The sequence below is a fragment of the Variovorax sp. FG153 genome (genome assembly GCF_057809595.1).
On the sequence record NZ_JBMDKG010000028.1, the window covers coordinates 1 to 17,686 of the forward strand.

Consider the following 17,686-nt stretch of genomic DNA (forward strand, 5'->3'; position numbering starts at 1 on the left):
TCGAGGGCAGCTTCACGATGTTCATGCTCAGGCCCAGCTTCATGCATTCGCGCGTCGCCGTTTCTGTCCACCCTCTCAAACTCCGTGACCTTCGATGAAGCATCCCGGGCTACGGCCGGCTTGGAGAGCGTTCAACTGCGCGATGAGGTGACGGACAGGAAGTGCCTGAGTTCTTGAACCAGATCGCCGAACACGGCTTTCGGCGACTCGGGCTACCCGGGCATGCGCGAGCGCGCCGCGCCGCAAGGTCGGCCTGACATGTGACAACGCGGGCATGCAGGGTGCTTGATCCAACCTGGGTTCGTGACCGAGCACATGGAGAAGGTGAAGGCCAGCATCCCAGCCAGGGTCGAACACCCGTTCCGAGTTACCAAACTGCGATTCGACTTCAACACGGTTCCCTATCGGGGCTTGGCGAAAAGCACGCCGCAGGTCGTCACGCTGCTTCTTCGCTAGAACCTGTGGATGGTGCCCGTAGGGGCACCCGCACGGCGGAGATGCGCAGCAACGAAAAATCGAAATTCCTCCAACGAGCAGAGCGGTCGCATCGTCGCCTTTGGCCTCTTTCAATCGCCTTGGTAGATCACGTTCTGCAGCTTATCCTCAGCCCATAGCTGCGGTGTTCATCTAAATTTTGGCGCGGCACATCCGCGACATGGAAAGAAACGCGCGGTCTCGTCTAGGACGTCCAGCGATACTTCTGCGATGGTCGACGCTTGCTGGACCCGGCTCGCGCTTGTCGGCATCTTTTCCGACAAACGTTGCAAAAGCCGTTGACTACGCTCTTCTGCATCTTGGGATCAAACGAAGTCCCATTCCGAGTCCTGATCCGGCGCCCCCCGTATCTGCTCATCCGACATGTCATATATGCATCAGCCACGGCCCTTCCACTCCTTCGTTGTACGAAAGCAGCCAAAGACGCCCGCTGTGCGCGGTGACGAGCGCGATGCGCTCTCGCATTCCGAGCGCTATCAGGAATGGGAGTTTCATTACAGACTCATGCCGGCGCCCGCGCTCGCCACCTTCTCCGGAATTGCGCAAATTCGTCGCGAGGGCGAACGCTATTGCGAGTTGCCAGTCTTCGAGCCGCAGCGCAATGCGCTTGCATCGATCGACCTGTTACGAGAACAGTGCCTCGCCTGGATAGGAAGCCGGTCAGCGGCCGCAGACCCGCCAACGTTTTCCGCGAGCTAAGCGCAATGGACTGGCTTTCCTGGCTGCAATGGCCCGCATTCGTCGCCTCGGTCGGCGCCGCCTGGCTTGTTGCATCGAACGTGAAGAGTAAGCGCAACATTGGATTTTGGGTATTTCTAGCAAGTAACGCGCTGTGGGGTGTCTGGGGCCTTTATTCAAGCGCTTGGGCGCTGATTGCGCTCCAAGTCTGCTTAGCCGCGATGAACCTGCGCGGACTTCGCAAGACTGATGGCGCGTCTCCGCAAAAATGATCGGCGAGCGACCTGAAGCCGATAGAGCCTCTGAACCGAGTTTGATCACCGCTTAACCGAGAGGAAAGCGAAGGGCGCCGGTTTCTGCCCTTACCACCCGCGCGGTCAATGAACTGTGCACGCCATCTACCCTACATGCCGCCCCAGCGCGACGTGCGGCAGGCCATCGATCTGTCAGCCAGCATTCGCGGCTTCGCCCGCAACGGATTTCCAGCCCTGAACGTCGACAGTACGCCAAGTCCATCGAGATTTATGCCTTTGCACCTGGCGTTGATCCCGCAACACCAGCACCTTAGCTCGATTTTCGCGAATCGACGATGTGCCTCAGAGCAGCCTCGAGCGTCGGCCAGTTGCGGAACACATATACCTTCTCGTCGGGATCGAAGCGTGCGCCAAACTCGAGGAGCATGTCGGCAAGACTGGCCACGCTGCCCAGCAACGCGGCCTCCGGCTGACCATCCGACGATGCGAACTCGCCCACCGTGCAGCCCAACTGGGCAGCAAGTCCTTGTGCGCGCTGAGAACCTAGGGGAGCTGGAAGAAGCATGTTGCGATTCTGCCAGGGGCCGTTCGTCGGCATGCGAACGAATTCGTGGCGTTCTGTGTCCTTCTGCAATTGAGGGTCGAGGCTGCAGATTGCGCCCGCGTCAGGCCAACTCGCAAGGTTCGTCGAACAGCAAGCGCGGGTGTCGCTCGAGAAGCTTTGCCCAGCGCGATGGTCGCCATGCAAGCTCGCCGAAGGCTCTCTTTCGACGTTCAGGCATAACGACTCCGCTTTCTCAGCGGGTCTCGCTGGCCATTCGCTTTACTGCCCTTTCTTGCGCACGAAGGCCTGCACCGCGATCCGGTGTTCTTCGCTTGCCAGGGCAATGGCTTGCGCACTCGCTTCCATCGCCAGCATCGTCGGCAAATCACTTTGGAGTGATGCGTCCAATGCCTCCTTGGTCAGCAACAGCGCGGTAGGCGAACCGGTGGCCAGTGCGGCGGCTACTTCGTCCGCCCTTGCATGCAGTGTTTGCCAAGGCAGGACTTCGAGTGCCAGGCCCATGGCGTGCGCTTCGGTCGCACCGATCTCGCGCGCCGATAGGGTGAGGGCCTTCGCTCGCTGCAGGCCCACGAGACGCGGAAGTGTGAAGAGCGCGGCACAGTCAGGAATCAGGCCGACACGCTGGAACACCATGCAGAGCCTCGCGCGATCACTCAGCAGGACCATGTCGGCCAGAAGTGCGAGGCTCATGCCGGCGCCGAAGGCCACGCCGTCCACGGCGGCGATCACCGGTCGCGGAAAACCGTGCAGTGCGAGCACGAGCCGGCGGTACCGGCTCATGCCTTCGAGGGCTTCGCTTGCTTGACGGATGCCTTGTCCTGCCATGTCGCGCACGTCGCCGCCTGCACAAAACGCATGAGCCGCGCCGCGCAAGATCAGCACCCGCACGCTGGGGTCGGCGGCGAGGCGTTCCAGCGCATCCGTCATTTCATCGGCCATCAACCGGTTGATGGCGTTGAGCGATGCGGGACGGTTCAGCGTGAGCGTCGCGACGCCTGCGTCTGACACGTCGCAAAGAAGGGTTTCGAAGCTGTGCGTCATCGATGCCTTCTCAAACGACGCGCTGCTCGCGCAGCGATGCGATCGCTTCGGGCGCCATCTCTAGCACCTCGCGCAGGATGCGATCGGTGTGCTCGCCGATCGTCGGCGGCGCGGTGGGCTGCGGCGCCGTGGTCCCGGTGAAGCGGATCGGGCTGACGCACAGCGTGACTTCTCCCGCCGTGGGGTGCGGCACGCGCTGCGTCACGCCGCGGTGCACCACCTGCGGATCGGCGAACACTTCCGGATAACGATGGATCGGGCCGCTGGGGATGCCCGCCTTTTCCAGCGCCGCCAGCAGCTCGCCGGCACGCCATTGCCGGGTGAGCGCGTTGAACACATCGGCCAGTTCGCGGCGGTGCCCCAGGCGCGCCGAATTGGTGACGAAGCGAGGATCGTCGGCCAACTGCGGCTGCTCCAGCACGCCGCAGAATGCCCGGTACTGCGCCTCGCTGCCGCAGATAACGATGATGCCGCCGTCGGCGCATTCGAACGCCTGCGAAGGCAGGCCGCCGTTGCCTTCGGTGCCGCGGCGCGGCGGGACCACGCCGGCCGCCAGGTACGTCATGACCGAATGCGTCTGGGCGGCGATGGTGCAGTCGAGCAAAGCGATGTCGATGTGCCGCCCGATGCCCGTGCCTTGAGGCCCATCGCGCTCGTACAGCGCGGCCAATACCCCTGAGGCAGCGTACTGCCCGGCGATGAAGTCGGCGAGGCTGGGGCCGGTCTTCATCGGGCCGCCACCGGGCACACCGTCGGGCAAGCCGGTCACGCTCATCATCCCGCTCATGGCCTGGAACACGGTGTCGTAGCCCGGCAGGTGACTCTTGGGACCGGTCTGGCCGAAGCCGGTCACCGAGCAGTAGATGAGACGCGGATTCAGCGCGCGCAAGGACGCATGGTCCAGGTGGTAGCGGGCGAGGTCGCCGACCTTGAAGTTCTCGAGCAGGACGTCGGAGCGCGCCGCCAGTCGCCGGACCAGGTCCTGCCCCTGCGCACTGGCGATGTCGATGGTGATCGACTGCTTGTTGCGGTTGGCGGACAGGTACATGGGCGATTCGCGCGTGTCGTTGCCCTCGCGGTCCTTCAGGAACGGAGGGCCCCAGCGGCGCGCCTCGTCGCCGTTGCCGGGGCGCTCGACCTTGATGACTTCCGCGCCGAGGTCCGCCAGGGCCTGCGCGGCCAGCGGGCCCGCCAGGATGCGGCTCAGGTCGAGCACTTTGACGCCGCTGAGCGGCATGCGTGGGCGGGTATCGTTCATGCGGTTTCCTCCAGATTCCAGGCCAGGGCTGCCAGGGCCAGTTGCTGCGCCTGCGCGCCGCCCAGGTCCGAGCGCAGCATCTTGGCCCGCGTGGTCCAACGGTGCAGCGGGTGTTCGAGCGTGAGGCCCATGGCGCCCATGAACTGGTGCAGGTCGTAGGTGATGGCGGGCGTGCACTCCTGCGCGTGCGCCAGCGCGCAGGCGGCGTCGGCATCGCTGCCGCTGCGCGCCGCCTGCAGCGCGAGCCAGCGCGCGGCCTCCACCTGCACCGCGGCCGCGGCCAGGCGGTGCCGGATCGCCTGCAGCGCGCCCAGCGGGCGCCCGAACTGGCGACGCTCGCTCACATGCGCGACCACGGCGTTCAGGCCGGCTTCGAGGCAGCCGGCGAGTTCGGCCGCGACCCCCAGCCGCCAGAGCCGGCGCAGCTCGGCCGCGTCCAGGTCGAGCGCGCGCCATGCGAGCGCATCCGGCGCGACCAGGCGGCCCACCGGATAGCCGAAGGGGCTGTCCACGGCCATGACATCGGCGTCGGCGAGCACGGCGTGCTCGACCGCGTCGCCGCGAACGCAGAGCACCGAGCGCGCGCCGGGAAGCCAGCGCGCGGGCCGGTCGCGGCGCTCCCAGACGAGCGCGCAGGGGCCGGGCAGCGCGGGCGCGAGCAACGGGCGCACCAGCGCGGCCGCGAGCAGTTCCACGCACTGCGGCAGTTTGGCGAGCCGATGGACCATCGCCACCGCGGCCACCGGGCCGAGTTCCTCCAGGGCCGCGGCGTCGAGGAGACCGGTCGCTTCCAGGTCGGCCTGCAGCGACGCGGAGCACTCGAAGTGGCTGGCGTGGGACAGCGCCCGCGTCTCGTGCTCCAGCGCGATGCGTTCGACCGCATCCAGCAGCGCCACCTGATCGGGGTTGAATTGAAGGTTCATGAGCGCTCCAGGCGGGATTCGCGCGGCAGCCGCAGCCAATCGTTCGCCACCAGGTTGAGCTGGATTTCGGCCGCGCCCGAAGCGATGCCGGCGGCGATGGCGCGTTCGTGGTGCGCCAGCACGAGCGGCCAGCGGTCGCCGCACAGCGCATCGCCGAAATGCGCGAGCGCGAAGTCCGACACGGCATGGTCGGCCTTGACGACGGCGACGCGCGCCAGGTTGGAGACGGCGCTGGGGGGCAGCCCGCGCGCGCGCTCGTCGACCACGCGGTAGACCAGCAGGCGCGCCGCCTCGCACGCGGCCAGGGCCTGCGCGGCCTGGGCCCGGACGGCGCTGTCGGCGAACCGGTCTTGCGCAGTCAGCTCGCCGACCATCCGGTCCAGCACGCGGCGCGAGAACGCGTAGCGGGCCAGGCCCACGCGCTCCAGCGAGAGCGCATAGCCGATGATGGCCCAGGCCTGCCCTTCTTCGCCAAGGCGCGCCGCCGCGGGCACCACCACGTCGTCGAAGAAGACTTCGTGGATGTCGCCATGGCCGATCAGCGACGGGATCGGGCGCACGGTGATGCCCGGCGTGTCCATGGGCACCAGGAAGATGGCGATGCCGCCCTTGCCCGCGCCGGTGCGCGCCAGCAGGAAACAGGTCTGCGCCATGCCGGCATAGGAGGTCCACACCTTGCTGCCGTTGATGACGTACTCGCCGCCGCGCGGCACCGCGCGCGTGGCCAGCGCGGCGAGGTCGGAACCGGCCGAGGGTTCGGAGAATCCCTGGCACCACACCGCGCGGCCCGCGGCCATGTCGGGCAGGTAGCGGGCTTGTTGCTGCGGCGTTCCGAATTTCATCAGCGTGGCGCCGATGAAGTTGGCGTTCATGTATTGCGGCCCGCGCGGCTCGCCCGCGGCGAACAGTTCCTCGCCGATGATGAAGTGCTCCCATGCCGGCGCATCGCGTCCGCCATGCGCGGCCGGCCAATGCGGCACCAGCAGGCCCTCGGCCGCGAGCTTGGGGCAGAACGCCAGCGAAAACGCCGTCTGCGCCGGCGAGCCCGGGCCATGGCGGCTGATGTGTTCCCAGTCGGGCGGCAGTTCGCGCGCCAGCAGCGCGCGCACGCGCTCGCGCAAGGCCCGCTGTTCGGGTGTCCATTCGAAATTCACGCGTTGTTCACCTTGTGGAGATAGCTCAGGTAGCCCATGGGCACGGGGCTGCCGCCGTTGACCGCGATGAGGGCGCCGGTGGTCCACGACGCCTCGTCCGACAGGAGGTAGGCGCAGAGCGGGCCGATGTCGTCGGGCGTGCCGAGGCGCCGCAGCGGCACCGTCTCCACCTGGCGGCGGATGCGGCTCTCGGAGTCGAACACTTTCGCCAGTTCCTCGGTCATCACCACGCCGGGCGCCACGGCATTGACGCGGATGCCCCGGTGCCCCCATTCGGCGGCCATGGTGAGCGTGAGGTTCTCGACCGCTGCCTTGGCCGCGCCGTAGTGCCCGGTGTTGGGATTGGGATGCGAGGCGCTGCGCGAGGTGATGTTCACGATGGAACCGCCGCGCGGCATCGCGCGAGCGGCCGCCTGCGCCGCGAAGAAGGTCCACTTGAGGTTCAGGTCGACCACGCGGTCCCATTGGTCCTCGCGCACCTCCAGCAACGGGCCGGTGTCGCCCGGCGCCGCGCTGCCGGCGTTGTTGACCCAGCCATCGATGGCGCCGAAGCGGCTTTCCGCTTCGGTCACGAGGCGCGCGATGTCGTCGGCGCGCGTCACGTCCGCGGCCACGGCGTGTGCCCGCGCGCCGAGTTTTTCCAGTTCGAGCCGGGTGGCGGCCAAGGCCTGCATCGAGCGGCCGCTCAGCACCACGTTGGCGCCGCAGCGCGCCACCGCCAGCGAGATGCCCCGGCCGATGCCGCGCCCGCCGCCAGTGACGACGACGGTCTTGCCTGACAAGGAGAACATGCGCCTACTCCGGCTTGTAGCCGATCGCCGCGGCGGCCTGCGCCCACATCTGCTGCTCGGCCATCACCTGGCTGGAATGGACTTCCGGCGGCCCGCCGACCGGAATCACGCCGGCCTGCGCGAGCCGGGCGCGGATGTCGGGCTCCTTCAGCACCTCGTTGAACGCGACGTTCAGCCGGTCGACGATGGGCTTCGGCGTGGCGGCCGGCGCCCAGAAGCCGAACGAGAAGGCGAAGCTGAGGTCGGGCACACCGACTTCCGCCAGCGTGGGCACGTCCGGCAGGGAGGGCGAGCGCTCGGACGCGCCGTGCGCCAGTGCCTTGATGCGGCCTTCCTTGATCATGCCGACGTAGAAGAGCGGCACGTCGATGCCCATCTGGATCTCGCCGGCGATCAGCGCCGTCGCGACCTGGGTGGACCCCTTGTACGGGATGGGCGTCGCGCCGAAGCCCGCGCGCGACTTCAGCATCTCGCCCGCCAGCAGGATGCTGCCCGCGGTGTAGCTGAAGTTGACCTTGTCGGGGTTCTTCTTCGCGTAGTCGACGAACTCGCGGAAACTGTTCACCGGCAGCGTGCCCGGGACCATGAGCGTCATGCCGCCGCGCGCCACGCACACGACGGGCCGCATGGCGCGCAGCAGGTTGAACTTCAGGTCCTTGACCAGCACGGGCGTCAGGCTGCCGCCGCCCAGGAACAGAATGGTGTAGCCGTCGGCGGGCTGGGCGGCCGCGTATTCGGTGCCGATCAATGCCGCCGCGCCGGGCTTGTTCTCGACGATCACGGGTTGCTTGAGTTGCGCGCCGAGTCGCTCGCCGAGTGCACGAGCCAGCGAGTCGGATCCGCCGGCGCCGAACGGCACGATGATGCGCACCGGCTTGTCCGGAAAAGCGCCTTGCGCCAAGGCGGGCCACGGGGCGATGCCTGCCAGCGCGGCAACCGTGGCGGCCGCAACCAGGTTGCGCCGGCGGCGGGAAGGCGTGAAGGAAATCGGGTAGCCCATGGTCGTGCTCCTGTTGCGGCTTCGGGGGAATCGAGATCAACCACATGATGGAATAATCGAGCATCGAATTTGGCGCATGCGTTCGATGACATCCAGCCCTTCGCCTGCCGGCAAGGGAAATCACGGCAACCGCTGTTCCACATCATGGGCACTTCTCCCGAATCGGATCCTCCCAGCGGCACGCAGGCGATACGCCGGGCCGCCGCGGTGCTGCGCTCCCTTGGCAAAGCCGGCGCCGAAGGCGTGACGCTGGCGGAGGTGGCGGCCGATTGCGGCCTGGCCCGCTCCACCGCGCACCGCATCCTGCGCTGCCTGATTGAGGAACGGCTTGCGAGCGCGCCCGGGCGGGACAAGCGCTACCGTTTGGGGGAGTTGGTCCACGAATTGAGCCTCGCGCCGTCCGCCAGCATGCTCGAGGTAGCGCACTGGCGGCCCGTGCTTAACGCGATTTCACGTCGAACGGGCGCCACCGCGTACCTGATGCGTCGAAGCGGCGTCGAAGCGGTCTGCCTCGCCAAGGCAGACAGTCAGGCGCTCATGCGTTTCGTGCCTGTGGAAGTAGGCCAGCGACGCTTGCTTGGGGTGGGTGCGGGTGCCACCGCATTGCTGGCTGCGTTGGACAAGGAACACAGCGAGCAGATCATCGACCTGATCGCTCCCGGTCTGAAGCCTTATCCCCGCTTGAATCCCCAGAGCGTGCGCAGTGCCGTGCGCATGGCGCGCAAGACCGGCTTCGCTTTGAGTCAGGGCACCGTGGTGAAGGACGGCTTCGGCATGGGCACTGCAGTGCCTAGTGCGAGCGGCGCCCCGAGCTTGGCACTCAGCATCGCGGCCCATGCCTCGGTGGTCTCCGAGTCAACGATCGAAGACTGGAAGCGCGTGTTTCTTCAAGAGATGAGCGACCGCTCCTAGAGGGGGCAGGGGATGTTGAGCGCTCGGCTTTCAGGTGCCGGGGGAAACTGCAACTTCGCGGCCGGGCACGCAACCATAGATTTCCCCGTTCCTCCTCCGCTTTTTAGGGGGCGTGTTGTGCTCGCTGATGGCTATAGCCACCAAGATCGAGTTTGAATGGTTTTTACTTAAACAATGGTCATCCGATCGCGGCCACCAAGCGTATTACAGGTTCCGGATTCTGGAATCCTCATGTCACCCGACGCCGCTTCGGTAACTCAAAACAAAATCGACATTCCCTCTTCTTGTCCGATATGCACCGCCGGGGTCGTGGCTTGTCGGAGCTGCCACGGCAGCGGCCTGTACCGAACGCACGACGGCGATGAAGTTCCCTGCCCTTCCTGCTTTACGGAAGGGGTGGTCATCTGCAGCGCATGCCGAGGCACCGGGTTCCCATTGCTGATCGCTCGGCAGACAAGCGAGCGTCTGGATTCGCCCGTCGGGCAAGATCGCCCCGAGGAAGAGCGGCTGCCTGATCGTTTCGCTGAGCAGAGTTTTTGGGTCGGCCATCGTTTCCAGTGGTTGATGGCGGCATACATCATTGCGATAGCGTTGATGGTGCTGGTCACGACGTTCCTCTGACCCTGGCGGGTCCCGATGCCGGGGGGAAGGCTGGAAGCTTTTTTGTCGCCCCCGGGACGGCCTGTGAGCTTGCGAGCGCGCGGGAGCGGTTCTCGGATGGCGCGTTGTCCTCGAAGGCCTCCGTCCTGATCTTGTCGCATGCGTTCCGAGCGCCGCCATCCTCGCCGGATCACGCACGCTGGCGTTCGGAGACCTGTTCGTCGTTCATGAGCAGGTGCATCCATCAGCGCCGAGCTCATCGACACCGCTCAGCTGTTTGCCTCGACGTCCTCGCACAAGTGGACGCAGCCAGGCGGGCGTGCCGTGTGCCTTGCTTCAAGTGCCGCCGGCGAGGCGGTCAGCAGCTGCTGGTACTCGGGGAGAAGTCCCCGAGCGATCGTTGCGTCCATCACATTGTGATCCCTGATCTTTTGACCGAGGAACTCGTGCTGCGTGGCGTAGTGCGTCGAGACGACGTGGCCGGCGAGATTTAAGACGGTGAGTTGGTCGACCACGGTACACAGACATGGGTGTCTGCCGCGGGTCCAATACTGCGTCCCGAGAGGGAAACGATGCCTCATTTGATTTCCAAGCTATTCATGTTATCGGTACATCGGCGGAAAACTTGATGGTGCTTTCGTGGCCCGTACAAGGGGACATCCGTGTGTCGCTTGAACGTCGGTCCCACCAACAGCGGGTAGGGACGGTCCACGCGTTCGCTCGGGCCCGGCTCGACTGCGAGACGCCCATTCGAGGCGCTCGGTGCCCCGCGGCTCACGAGCAGGGCATGGCTTTTCGCGTGCGACTGCTCCATGGCTGTGGCGCCAACTGTGTCTTGCACGATACGACGGCTGTCGATGAAGAACGGCAGGTCCCGGCCCCGGACGCAGGCATGCGTGAAGAAGCGCGAAGTGCCGTGCGCGAGGTGTTGTTCGTATCGCCGTCGAGCACAACGCGCCGCAGCTGTCCCCGGGCGACCTGAGTTGTTTGCACACATACACCAAGTCTGGCGGTTCTGTCCGTCGTCTCGCCGCCGTCAAAGCAGTCGCACCCGCGCTGATCCGCGCGCATGCAGAGCCTTTTGAACTACCACTTGCACCTGAAAGAGAAAAACCGCACAATTCAAAAAAAACGAATCCTCATTCATTTTGATAGGAGACAAATGTTAGTTCTTCGGGATCACTCTGGCGCACCTCGGCGCCCTGCGTGGCTGCGAGCCACCATCGCCATTGCTTGTGGCAGCGTGCATCTGTACGCCAGTGCGCAGTCAGATGCGCCGCCTGCCGTGTCCACCTCCGAGTCCGCTGCGCCCAAATCGATCGAGTCCATCAGCGTCACCGCGCAGCGACGCAGAGAGCCGGCAAGGGAGGTTCCGTTGACGGCGGATGTGCTCAAAGGCGAGGACATGGAGCGTGGTGGCTACCAGTCACTGAGTGACCTGGCTGCATTGCTGCCCGGCATGAATCACAACCAGTCGGGGGGCGGCACGGGCGGAAGCCAGATCACCATGCGCGGCATTTCGACAGGCTCGCAAGTTGGGGCGACGGTCGGCATGTACGTGGATGACGTTCCATTCGGCTCGAGCTCCGCCTATGCAGGCGGGGGATCTTCCTCGCTCGATCTCGGCCTGTTCGATCTCGCGAGCGTCGAGTCGCTTCGCGGACCACAGGGAACGCTCTATGGCGCCGGCGCCATGGGGGGGCTGATCAAGTATGTGGCTGTAGAGCCGGATTCGAGCGCGTTCAGCGGCCAAGTGACCGCGGAAGCTTCCGGTGTGCAGGGCGGCAAGACCGGTCACGTCATGCGAGGTATGTTGAACGCGCCGCTGAGCGACGGCGTCGCCGGGCTTCGGGCGACCGTTTATCAGCGTTCGGACGGCGGATTCATCCGTGACGTCAATCGCTCCGGACGCCTGGTGGACGCTTCGAAGACGGACGGTGCTCGCGTCGCTTTGCTCCTCACGCCTTCGAAGGACGTGACTGTTCGGCTGACCGCGCTGACCCAGAACCAGGAGCGCGACGGAGCGTCGACCCAGGACACCGACATCGCGACAGGTCGCCCCCTCTTCGGCGCACGGACCAAGCGGCTCATGTTGAGCGAGCCATCCGAGGTTCGCAACGACCTCGTCTCTGCAGCACTCAAAGTCGATCTGAAGTGGGCCACGCTCGATGCGATCACCGGATGGCAGCGTACCTCGAGCGCGGGCCGCGTTGACACCTCTGCACTTTACGTGCCGCTGCTCGCGCCGCAAGGAATCGTCAACAGTGCGTATGGCATGGACTATGGGTTCAACAACCGGAAGTTCACGCAGGAGGTGCGACTGACCTCGCCGCGCAGTCGGCAGTTTGAATGGCTGGGGGGCTTCTTCTATACCGACGAGACTGGCTCCAAGACGCAGCATCTCAGCCCGTTCAACGCGTTTGCGCAGCCGACGAATCCGGTTCTGGCAGATGCCAAGTTTCCATCGACCTTCCGTGAAACCGCCATCTTCGGCACCGGCACCTACTACATCACGCCAGATGCCGACGTCACCATGGGGGTACGCCACAGCCGCAACAGCCAGCGCTTGGATCAGCAGTTCAGCGGCATCTTCGCGCCAAAACCCCAGCCTGCGTCGCAGTCATCGGAGGGTGTGACGACCTGGCTGCTCACAGGAAGATGGCGTCCGGCCGAACATCAAGCGATCTACGTACGCGCTGCCAGTGGATACCGGCCAGGGGGACCGCTGCCACTCATCGTGAATCCCCTGACCGGAGCACCGCTCACCAACTCCTCCTTCAAGTCCGACAGCCTGTGGAGCTATGAACTGGGCTGGAAAGGCGACGTGATACCGGGCCGCCTGTCGACGGAGGTGGCGCTCTACCAGATCGACTGGAAGGACATGCAGGTGTTCACGTCGAGCGCGGGCTTTTCCGGCATAGGAAATGCGGGGCGTGCGCGTTCGCGCGGTCTTGAATGGACGCTGCGCGCGGCGCCGATCGACTCGCTGCGATTGGCCACATCGCTCAGCGTGATCGACGCGAAGCTCGTCGACGACAGCCCCGATCTGGGTGGAAGGGCTGGGGAGCGACTGCCCAACACGGCGCGGGTCTCGGCCGCCGTGCAGGCCGACTACAACTTCAGCGTCAGCGGCTACCCAGCGTACTTCGGTGCGACCCTGCGCTATACCGGCGACCGTTTGAACAGCTTCAAGTCCTCCCCTGGGATCCCTCAATACAGGTTGCCGGCGTACACGGCGATCGACCTGCGCGGCGGCGTGCAGGTGGGCAAGGTCAATGTGGGTCTGTTTGTGCGTAACTTGACCAATCGCCGCGGGCAGACTGCAGCCGATACCACCCTGAGCACTGCGGGCGGACCGGCGCGGGTGAACCTTATCACCCCGCGCACGATCGGGCTGCAGTTCTCCATGGACTTCTCCTGAGCGGCGAGACGCGATGGAAATACACGCGTCCGCGCAGGACATCCTTTTCAAGCAGCCGTTGGCCATTGCCGGGCGCGTGCTGCCGGGGCAGTGTGTCCTCGGCGTGGAAGGGCGCCATGGGCGCCATGGGCGCCATGTGGCGCGCGCCGAGGCCGCTGGCGTGTTCTACCGCGGCGAGGACGGGCTGCGGATGAAACAAGACATCGAGGCCATGCGCGACTGGCTGCCGCAGGACCTCCTTGGTGCCTGGCGCGAGGTCCAGAAGATGCCCGCGGGTGGCGCACGCAACGCACTCGATTGGGTGCTCTGGCAGCTCATGGCCGCGCAACGGGGGGAACCCGCCTATCGCATGGCATTTCTGCCCTCGCTGCGTCCACTCCCCACCATGGTGACGCTTGGGGTGGACGAGCCTCAATGCATGGCGTTGGCAGCGCGGTCGCACTCGGCAGCCAAGGCTCTCAAGCTCAAGCTCGATGGGCACGAGCTCGATATCGAACGGATCAATGCAGTACGCTCTGCACGGCCGGACGCGGCACTCTCCGTCGATGCGAACGAAGGGTGGTCGATGGCCCACCTTGAGCGAATGATGGGCGCCTTGCTCGCTTGCCGGGTAGTGCTCATCGAGCAGCCGTTGCCCGCCGCGAACGATCACGAACTGCAGGGCTACTTCTCGCCGATTCCGATCGCCGCGGATGAATCTCTGCAGACCATCGAAGACCTGGACGATGTCGCGCAGAGATACCAAGTTGCGAACATCAAGCTCGACAAATGCGGTGGTTTGAGCGCTGCCTTGCTGCTCGTTCACGCAGCGCGTGAGCGCGGCATGAAAGTGATGGTCGGGTGCATGGGAGGACGATCGCGTGCCATCCAGCCGGCGTTCATCGCAGCGCAGTGGGCCGACCTGGTCGACCTCGACTCGCCCTTGCTGATGGCTTCAGACACCACGCCGGCGGCAGCCTACGCGGATGGCTACATCGATTTTGACGATGCAGCCTTTGTCATCGATACGAGTGAGCAGCCGTTGTGGGCTACCGCTTCACCCGCACGGGGGCGCCGTGCAGCAACTTGATCAGCAGTCGCGCCGCCTTGAGTTTGGCTTCAGCATTGGTAGGAACACCGATCAGCATCTGGGCTTGGGCCGCGATCAGCAGCGCCAGGATCGACTCTCCGATGGCAAGCATCTCGCCGTCGTCGGCATGACCGGATGCCTGGCCGATGCGCGCCACCGCCTCGAGCAGGGCGCGACGCAAGCTCTTGAAGTTTCTTGTGACAACGGCCTGAACGTCCGGATTGCGTCGCGTGATCGCGGCGACTTCGAGCGCCGTGCGGGCCGTCTGGTTGCTGGCATCCGGGCGCTCCTGGGCTTTGAGCAGGCTTTCCACAAGACCCAGCAGTTCTCCCGCACTGCTGCACTGCTCGAAGGGCGAGGCATTGACATCCGCCGCTTCGATCAATTGAAGCAGGACATCCTCCTTCGCACGAAAGTGAACGTAGATCGAGCCGATCGAAAGGCCCGCTTGCGTGCTGATTTCGGCCATCGATGCGTCAGCGACTCCCTTGCGTTCGAACACGACGCGGGCGGCGTCCAGGATTTGCTTACGCACCGACGCCATGTGGCTCTCATCTCGTTTGGGCATGCTGCACAGAAAAAACAATGATTGATCATTCATTTTAGGACCGAATAGAACCATGACCCTCCATCGCACCGAAAAGCTGGAAGCCGTGCTTTCCGAACTTCACCGCAACGACGCCCCCGGCCTGGTGGCCAGCGTCCAGCACTATGGGAAGACGCTTCTGCGTCGCGGCTATGGCATGGCCAGCCTGGACTCGGGCCTGATCAACACGCCCTCCACGAAGATGCGCATCGGCTCGACGAGCAAGCATTTCGCCTCAGCGCTCGCGCTGCTGCTTCGTGATGAAGGTTTGCTCTCGATCGATGAGCCCGTCGGGCGCTGGCTGCCTGAGCTTCCAGCGACTCAAGGAATCCGCACACTTCGGCAGTTCATGAATCACACGGGGGGCACGCGCGACTATTTGGACCTCTCCTTGTTGTCCAACGGGATGACCGTTGTGCCCAGCGAAGGGGCCTTCGACTATCAGTGCCGACAGCAGGAAGAAAACTTCAAGCCTGGCGAACAGCTCATGTACAACAACGGGGGCTACCGCATGCTGTCCAAGGTGCTCGAGCGCGTGCTTGGGGTCTCCTTGGCTGAAGGCCTGCGTGAACGGCTATTTGAGCCGTTGTCGATGAACGATTCCTTCTTGTGGTGTACAGATCTTGATCCGCTGCTTGGAAGCGCGACCTCGCACATCGCGAGAGCCGAGGGCGGATTCTCGAAGGGGATCTTTCCCTCGGTCATTCTCGGAGAAGGTGGCATTGCGTCCACCTTGGATGATATGCAGCGCTGGCTGAGCCACCTCATCACGCCCAGGATCTGGCCGCAGCGGCTCTCACACGAGTTGATGGCACCAACCGAACTGAACAACGGATACCTCCACCCTTACGGCTTTGGGCTCATTCGTGAGACATGGCGAGGCGTGCAGATTCTTCATCATGCCGGCGGCGTGGTGGGCGGAACATGTCAGATGATCGCGGCACCTGACTACGGTGTCCAGATCGTGGTCATGAGCAACCGCAGCGACGTCACTGCGGTAGAGATTGCACAGCGATTGTTGAGCGTGATGCTCGAGGACGAACTAGAAGCAGCGGAGGAACCAGTGAGCGCAGATTCTGCGGATGCGCTGTGCGGTGACTTTCACTGTGCCTTGAACGGCCGCCACTTTGCCATTGCAAAGCAGGGGGACACCTTGGTCCTGCGCAGTTTCGGGCTTCCGCTCCCCTTGACTCAATCGACGTCGGACGTCTTGCAGGTGAATCTGTTGTCGGTGATTGCCCTGACGGTCGAGCTGGTGCGCAACGACGCTGACAGGGTTGTCGCGATCGACGTGATCGAACAAGGCCGGCGCTATCGCTGTGATCGCCTCGAAAACGCCGGGAAGGATCGGAAGGTTCTCGAGGCCTTCGCGGGCAAGTGGTGCAGCAGGGAACTCGGTGGCGAGGCCGTGATTGAGGACAGCCGCCCTGGGTTGATGCGCATCGCGGGACTGTATGGACGCAGCACCTACAAGTTGGAGCCGTTGCTTGCCGATACCTGTCTGATGGTCAGCGAGGATCCGGCATTACCCTTGCACGGCACGCTGCGCCTGGTGACCGGTAAGGACGGGGAGCGCGAGCTATTGTTGGATACCGCACGCACTCGACAGCTGCGGTTCACAAGGGATTGCTCCCATGGCTGAGATGCCCGCGCCCTCGCGCATAGCCCTGGCGGGATTTGGTGCCGGGGCGTTCGGCTCTACCTTGAGTTCTGGCGTGGTGCCTCTGCTTTTCCTGTTCTACCTGACAGAGTTTGCAAAGGTACCGCCCGCGCTGGCAGGCGTGCTATTGGCGATTCCCAAGCTTGCTGATCTGCTGCTCGACCCATGGATTGGGCGACGAAGTGACAACGCCGCGCGTGCCGCGGGCAGTCGAAGTCACTTGATTGCCTTCAGTGCCTTCTCGCTCCCCTTCATTTTGGTACTGCTTTTTGTGCCTACGTGGGCTTTTCCGCTGCCGATAAGGATCTTTGTGCTGGGGTCCATCTTGATCCTGCAATCGTTGCTGCTTACTGTCTTCACTGTGGCCCACACAGCGATTGCGAGTGATATGTGCGACGGCATGGAGCACCGGAGCACCTTGATGTCATCCCGTGCACTTGGGCAGACCATTGCAGGACTCTTGGTGACTGTACTGGCGCCACAGATCGTTGCGCACTTTAGCGAGTTTCATGGCGGCTACCTCGTCGCCGCGCTGGTGCTGGCCGCCGGTGCTTTCGTCGCTTTGGGTGTCTGCTGGCTCGTCGTGCGGAGGGTCCCGATGCGCACCGGGATCGAGCGCGAGCGGCCTCCGTCGCTGCCGAAGGCTTTGCGCGCGACGCTGCGTAACAAGGCGTTCTATGGCGTCGCGCTAGTTCTTTTGCTACTTGGCACGAGTTCGACGGCGCTCCTCAGCGCTTTGCCCTACGCCAACAAGCATTTGCTCAAGGCAGGTCCTGAAAGCCTCTCGTTGCTTCTTACGCCGATCTTTGTCGCGCTGTTGGCGGGCGTTGCCGTGGCTCCGTGGGTCGCGCGTCGCGTTGCCCCGGCTCGCATCCTTGGCGGCGCGCTCTTCTTGGCGCTCGTCGGCGTCGTCTGCCTCACTGCCGGACCGCGCACGCTCACGCCGATGGTTGCTGGAGCCGTTCTGTTCGGCGTCGCTTGTGGAGGGCTCACGGTAGTAATCACCACACTGGCGATGGAGACCGCTACACAGTCGTCCGCGCAAGGTGAAAGCCTCGGGCTATACCTCGGTGTTCTCTTTTCCGCCGAGAAGTTTGGTCAATCACTGGGTGGCATCGTTGTGGGGATCGGGCTCGGCTGGGTTGGAACCCTGGGCGCGGCGCCCGATGCGTCGTCCCTACAGCGCTTGGCTTTGCTCTGGCTGGCGGCGCCGGCATCAGTACTCGTGCTCGCGCTAGTAATCGTCGCTTTGCTCGCACCGCGCTTGCGTGCGCTTTAA

At 64.5% G+C, this 17,686-nt stretch carries 17 protein-coding genes and 1 pseudogene; 9 read left to right on the top strand and 9 right to left on the bottom strand.

Annotated features, from left to right (window positions below):
* Positions 1-309: 309 nt before the first annotated feature.
* From ACODT0_RS25990 to ACODT0_RS26000, 3 genes and pseudogenes are all read left to right on the top strand, one after another.
* A pseudogene (locus ACODT0_RS25990) lies at positions 310-456 on the top strand (IS5/IS1182 family transposase); the annotation flags it as partial.
* A gap of 471 nt (positions 457-927) precedes the next feature.
* Positions 928-1,194 (top strand): hypothetical protein, encoded by a 267-nt coding sequence (locus tag ACODT0_RS25995; RefSeq protein ID WP_489042645.1) that lies wholly within the window; start codon positions 928-930, stop codon positions 1,192-1,194.
* Positions 1,195-1,199: 5 nt separating this feature from the next.
* Positions 1,200-1,445: a hypothetical protein gene (locus ACODT0_RS26000; protein ID WP_082322217.1), complete on the top strand. Its 246-nt coding sequence runs from the start codon at positions 1,200-1,202 to the stop codon at positions 1,443-1,445.
* 292 nt (positions 1,446-1,737) lie between these two features.
* Here the strand turns inward: ACODT0_RS26000 and ACODT0_RS26005 are convergent, their stop codons facing one another.
* The 7 genes from ACODT0_RS26005 to ACODT0_RS26035 all read right to left on the bottom strand — a co-directional run bounded on the left by ACODT0_RS26005 (position 1,738) and on the right by ACODT0_RS26035 (position 8,159).
* Positions 1,738-2,025, bottom strand: coding sequence for a hypothetical protein (locus ACODT0_RS26005; RefSeq protein ID WP_172705470.1), 288 nt, complete (start codon positions 2,023-2,025; stop codon positions 1,738-1,740).
* A 225-nt stretch (positions 2,026-2,250) separates the two neighbouring features.
* Positions 2,251-3,033 carry an enoyl-CoA hydratase/isomerase family protein gene (locus tag ACODT0_RS26010; RefSeq protein ID WP_057595896.1) on the bottom strand — a complete coding sequence of 261 codons (783 nt, stop codon included), beginning with the start codon at positions 3,031-3,033 and terminating at the stop codon, positions 2,251-2,253.
* A 10-nt stretch (positions 3,034-3,043) separates the two neighbouring features.
* A complete protein-coding gene (locus ACODT0_RS26015; protein WP_489042646.1) occupies positions 3,044-4,291 on the bottom strand; it encodes a CaiB/BaiF CoA transferase family protein in 1,248 nt (415 codons plus the stop codon).
* The gene (locus ACODT0_RS26020; RefSeq protein WP_479668837.1) at positions 4,288-5,214 is read right to left on the bottom strand and encodes an acyl-CoA dehydrogenase family protein; all 927 of its coding nucleotides are present in this window, start codon (positions 5,212-5,214) and stop codon (positions 4,288-4,290) included. The genes ACODT0_RS26015 and ACODT0_RS26020 overlap by 4 nt, the downstream gene beginning before the upstream one ends.
* The gene (locus ACODT0_RS26025) at positions 5,211-6,368 is read right to left on the bottom strand and encodes an acyl-CoA dehydrogenase family protein (RefSeq protein ID WP_261216302.1); all 1,158 of its coding nucleotides are present in this window, start codon (positions 6,366-6,368) and stop codon (positions 5,211-5,213) included. Before ACODT0_RS26025 ends, ACODT0_RS26020 begins: the two co-directional genes overlap by 4 nt.
* Positions 6,365-7,159, bottom strand: coding sequence for an SDR family NAD(P)-dependent oxidoreductase (locus tag ACODT0_RS26030; RefSeq protein ID WP_261216303.1), 795 nt, complete (start codon positions 7,157-7,159; stop codon positions 6,365-6,367). The genes ACODT0_RS26025 and ACODT0_RS26030 overlap by 4 nt, the downstream gene beginning before the upstream one ends.
* Before the next feature lie 4 nt (positions 7,160-7,163).
* A complete protein-coding gene (locus ACODT0_RS26035; RefSeq protein ID WP_479668838.1) occupies positions 7,164-8,159 on the bottom strand; it encodes a Bug family tripartite tricarboxylate transporter substrate binding protein in 996 nt (331 codons plus the stop codon).
* A 69-nt stretch (positions 8,160-8,228) separates the two neighbouring features.
* On the opposite strand from ACODT0_RS26035, the gene ACODT0_RS26040 reads away from it, so the two are divergent.
* Together ACODT0_RS26040 and ACODT0_RS26045 are read left to right on the top strand one after the other, a co-directional pair.
* The gene (locus ACODT0_RS26040) at positions 8,229-9,071 is read left to right on the top strand and encodes an IclR family transcriptional regulator (RefSeq protein ID WP_489042647.1); all 843 of its coding nucleotides are present in this window, start codon (positions 8,229-8,231) and stop codon (positions 9,069-9,071) included.
* 231 nt (positions 9,072-9,302) lie between these two features.
* A complete protein-coding gene (locus ACODT0_RS26045; protein WP_489042648.1) occupies positions 9,303-9,692 on the top strand; it encodes a hypothetical protein in 390 nt (129 codons plus the stop codon).
* Between the two features lie 248 nt (positions 9,693-9,940).
* Here the strand turns inward: ACODT0_RS26045 and ACODT0_RS26050 are convergent, their stop codons facing one another.
* Entirely contained in the window at positions 9,941-10,186 is a 246-nt protein-coding gene (locus ACODT0_RS26050; RefSeq protein ID WP_489042649.1) for a hypothetical protein, read from the bottom strand.
* Between the two features lie 554 nt (positions 10,187-10,740).
* On the opposite strand from ACODT0_RS26050, the gene ACODT0_RS26055 reads away from it, so the two are divergent.
* Together ACODT0_RS26055 and ACODT0_RS26060 are read left to right on the top strand one after the other, a co-directional pair.
* Positions 10,741-13,092, top strand: a complete 2,352-nt coding sequence (locus ACODT0_RS26055) for a TonB-dependent receptor (RefSeq protein ID WP_489042650.1) — start codon at positions 10,741-10,743, stop codon at positions 13,090-13,092.
* A gap of 13 nt (positions 13,093-13,105) precedes the next feature.
* Positions 13,106-14,161: an enolase C-terminal domain-like protein gene (locus ACODT0_RS26060; protein ID WP_489042651.1), complete on the top strand. Its 1,056-nt coding sequence runs from the start codon at positions 13,106-13,108 to the stop codon at positions 14,159-14,161.
* Here ACODT0_RS26060 and ACODT0_RS26065 read toward each other — a convergent pair.
* Entirely contained in the window at positions 14,121-14,762 is a 642-nt protein-coding gene (locus ACODT0_RS26065; RefSeq protein WP_479668843.1) for a TetR/AcrR family transcriptional regulator, read from the bottom strand. The genes ACODT0_RS26060 and ACODT0_RS26065 overlap by 41 nt on opposite strands.
* Before the next feature lie 19 nt (positions 14,763-14,781).
* Between ACODT0_RS26065 and ACODT0_RS26070 the strand changes: the two genes are divergently transcribed.
* Positions 14,782-16,389: a serine hydrolase domain-containing protein gene (locus tag ACODT0_RS26070; protein WP_489042652.1), complete on the top strand. Its 1,608-nt coding sequence runs from the start codon at positions 14,782-14,784 to the stop codon at positions 16,387-16,389.
* Positions 16,382-17,686 (top strand): MFS transporter, encoded by a 1,305-nt coding sequence (locus tag ACODT0_RS26075; RefSeq protein ID WP_422098398.1) that lies wholly within the window; start codon positions 16,382-16,384, stop codon positions 17,684-17,686. The genes ACODT0_RS26070 and ACODT0_RS26075 overlap by 8 nt, the downstream gene beginning before the upstream one ends.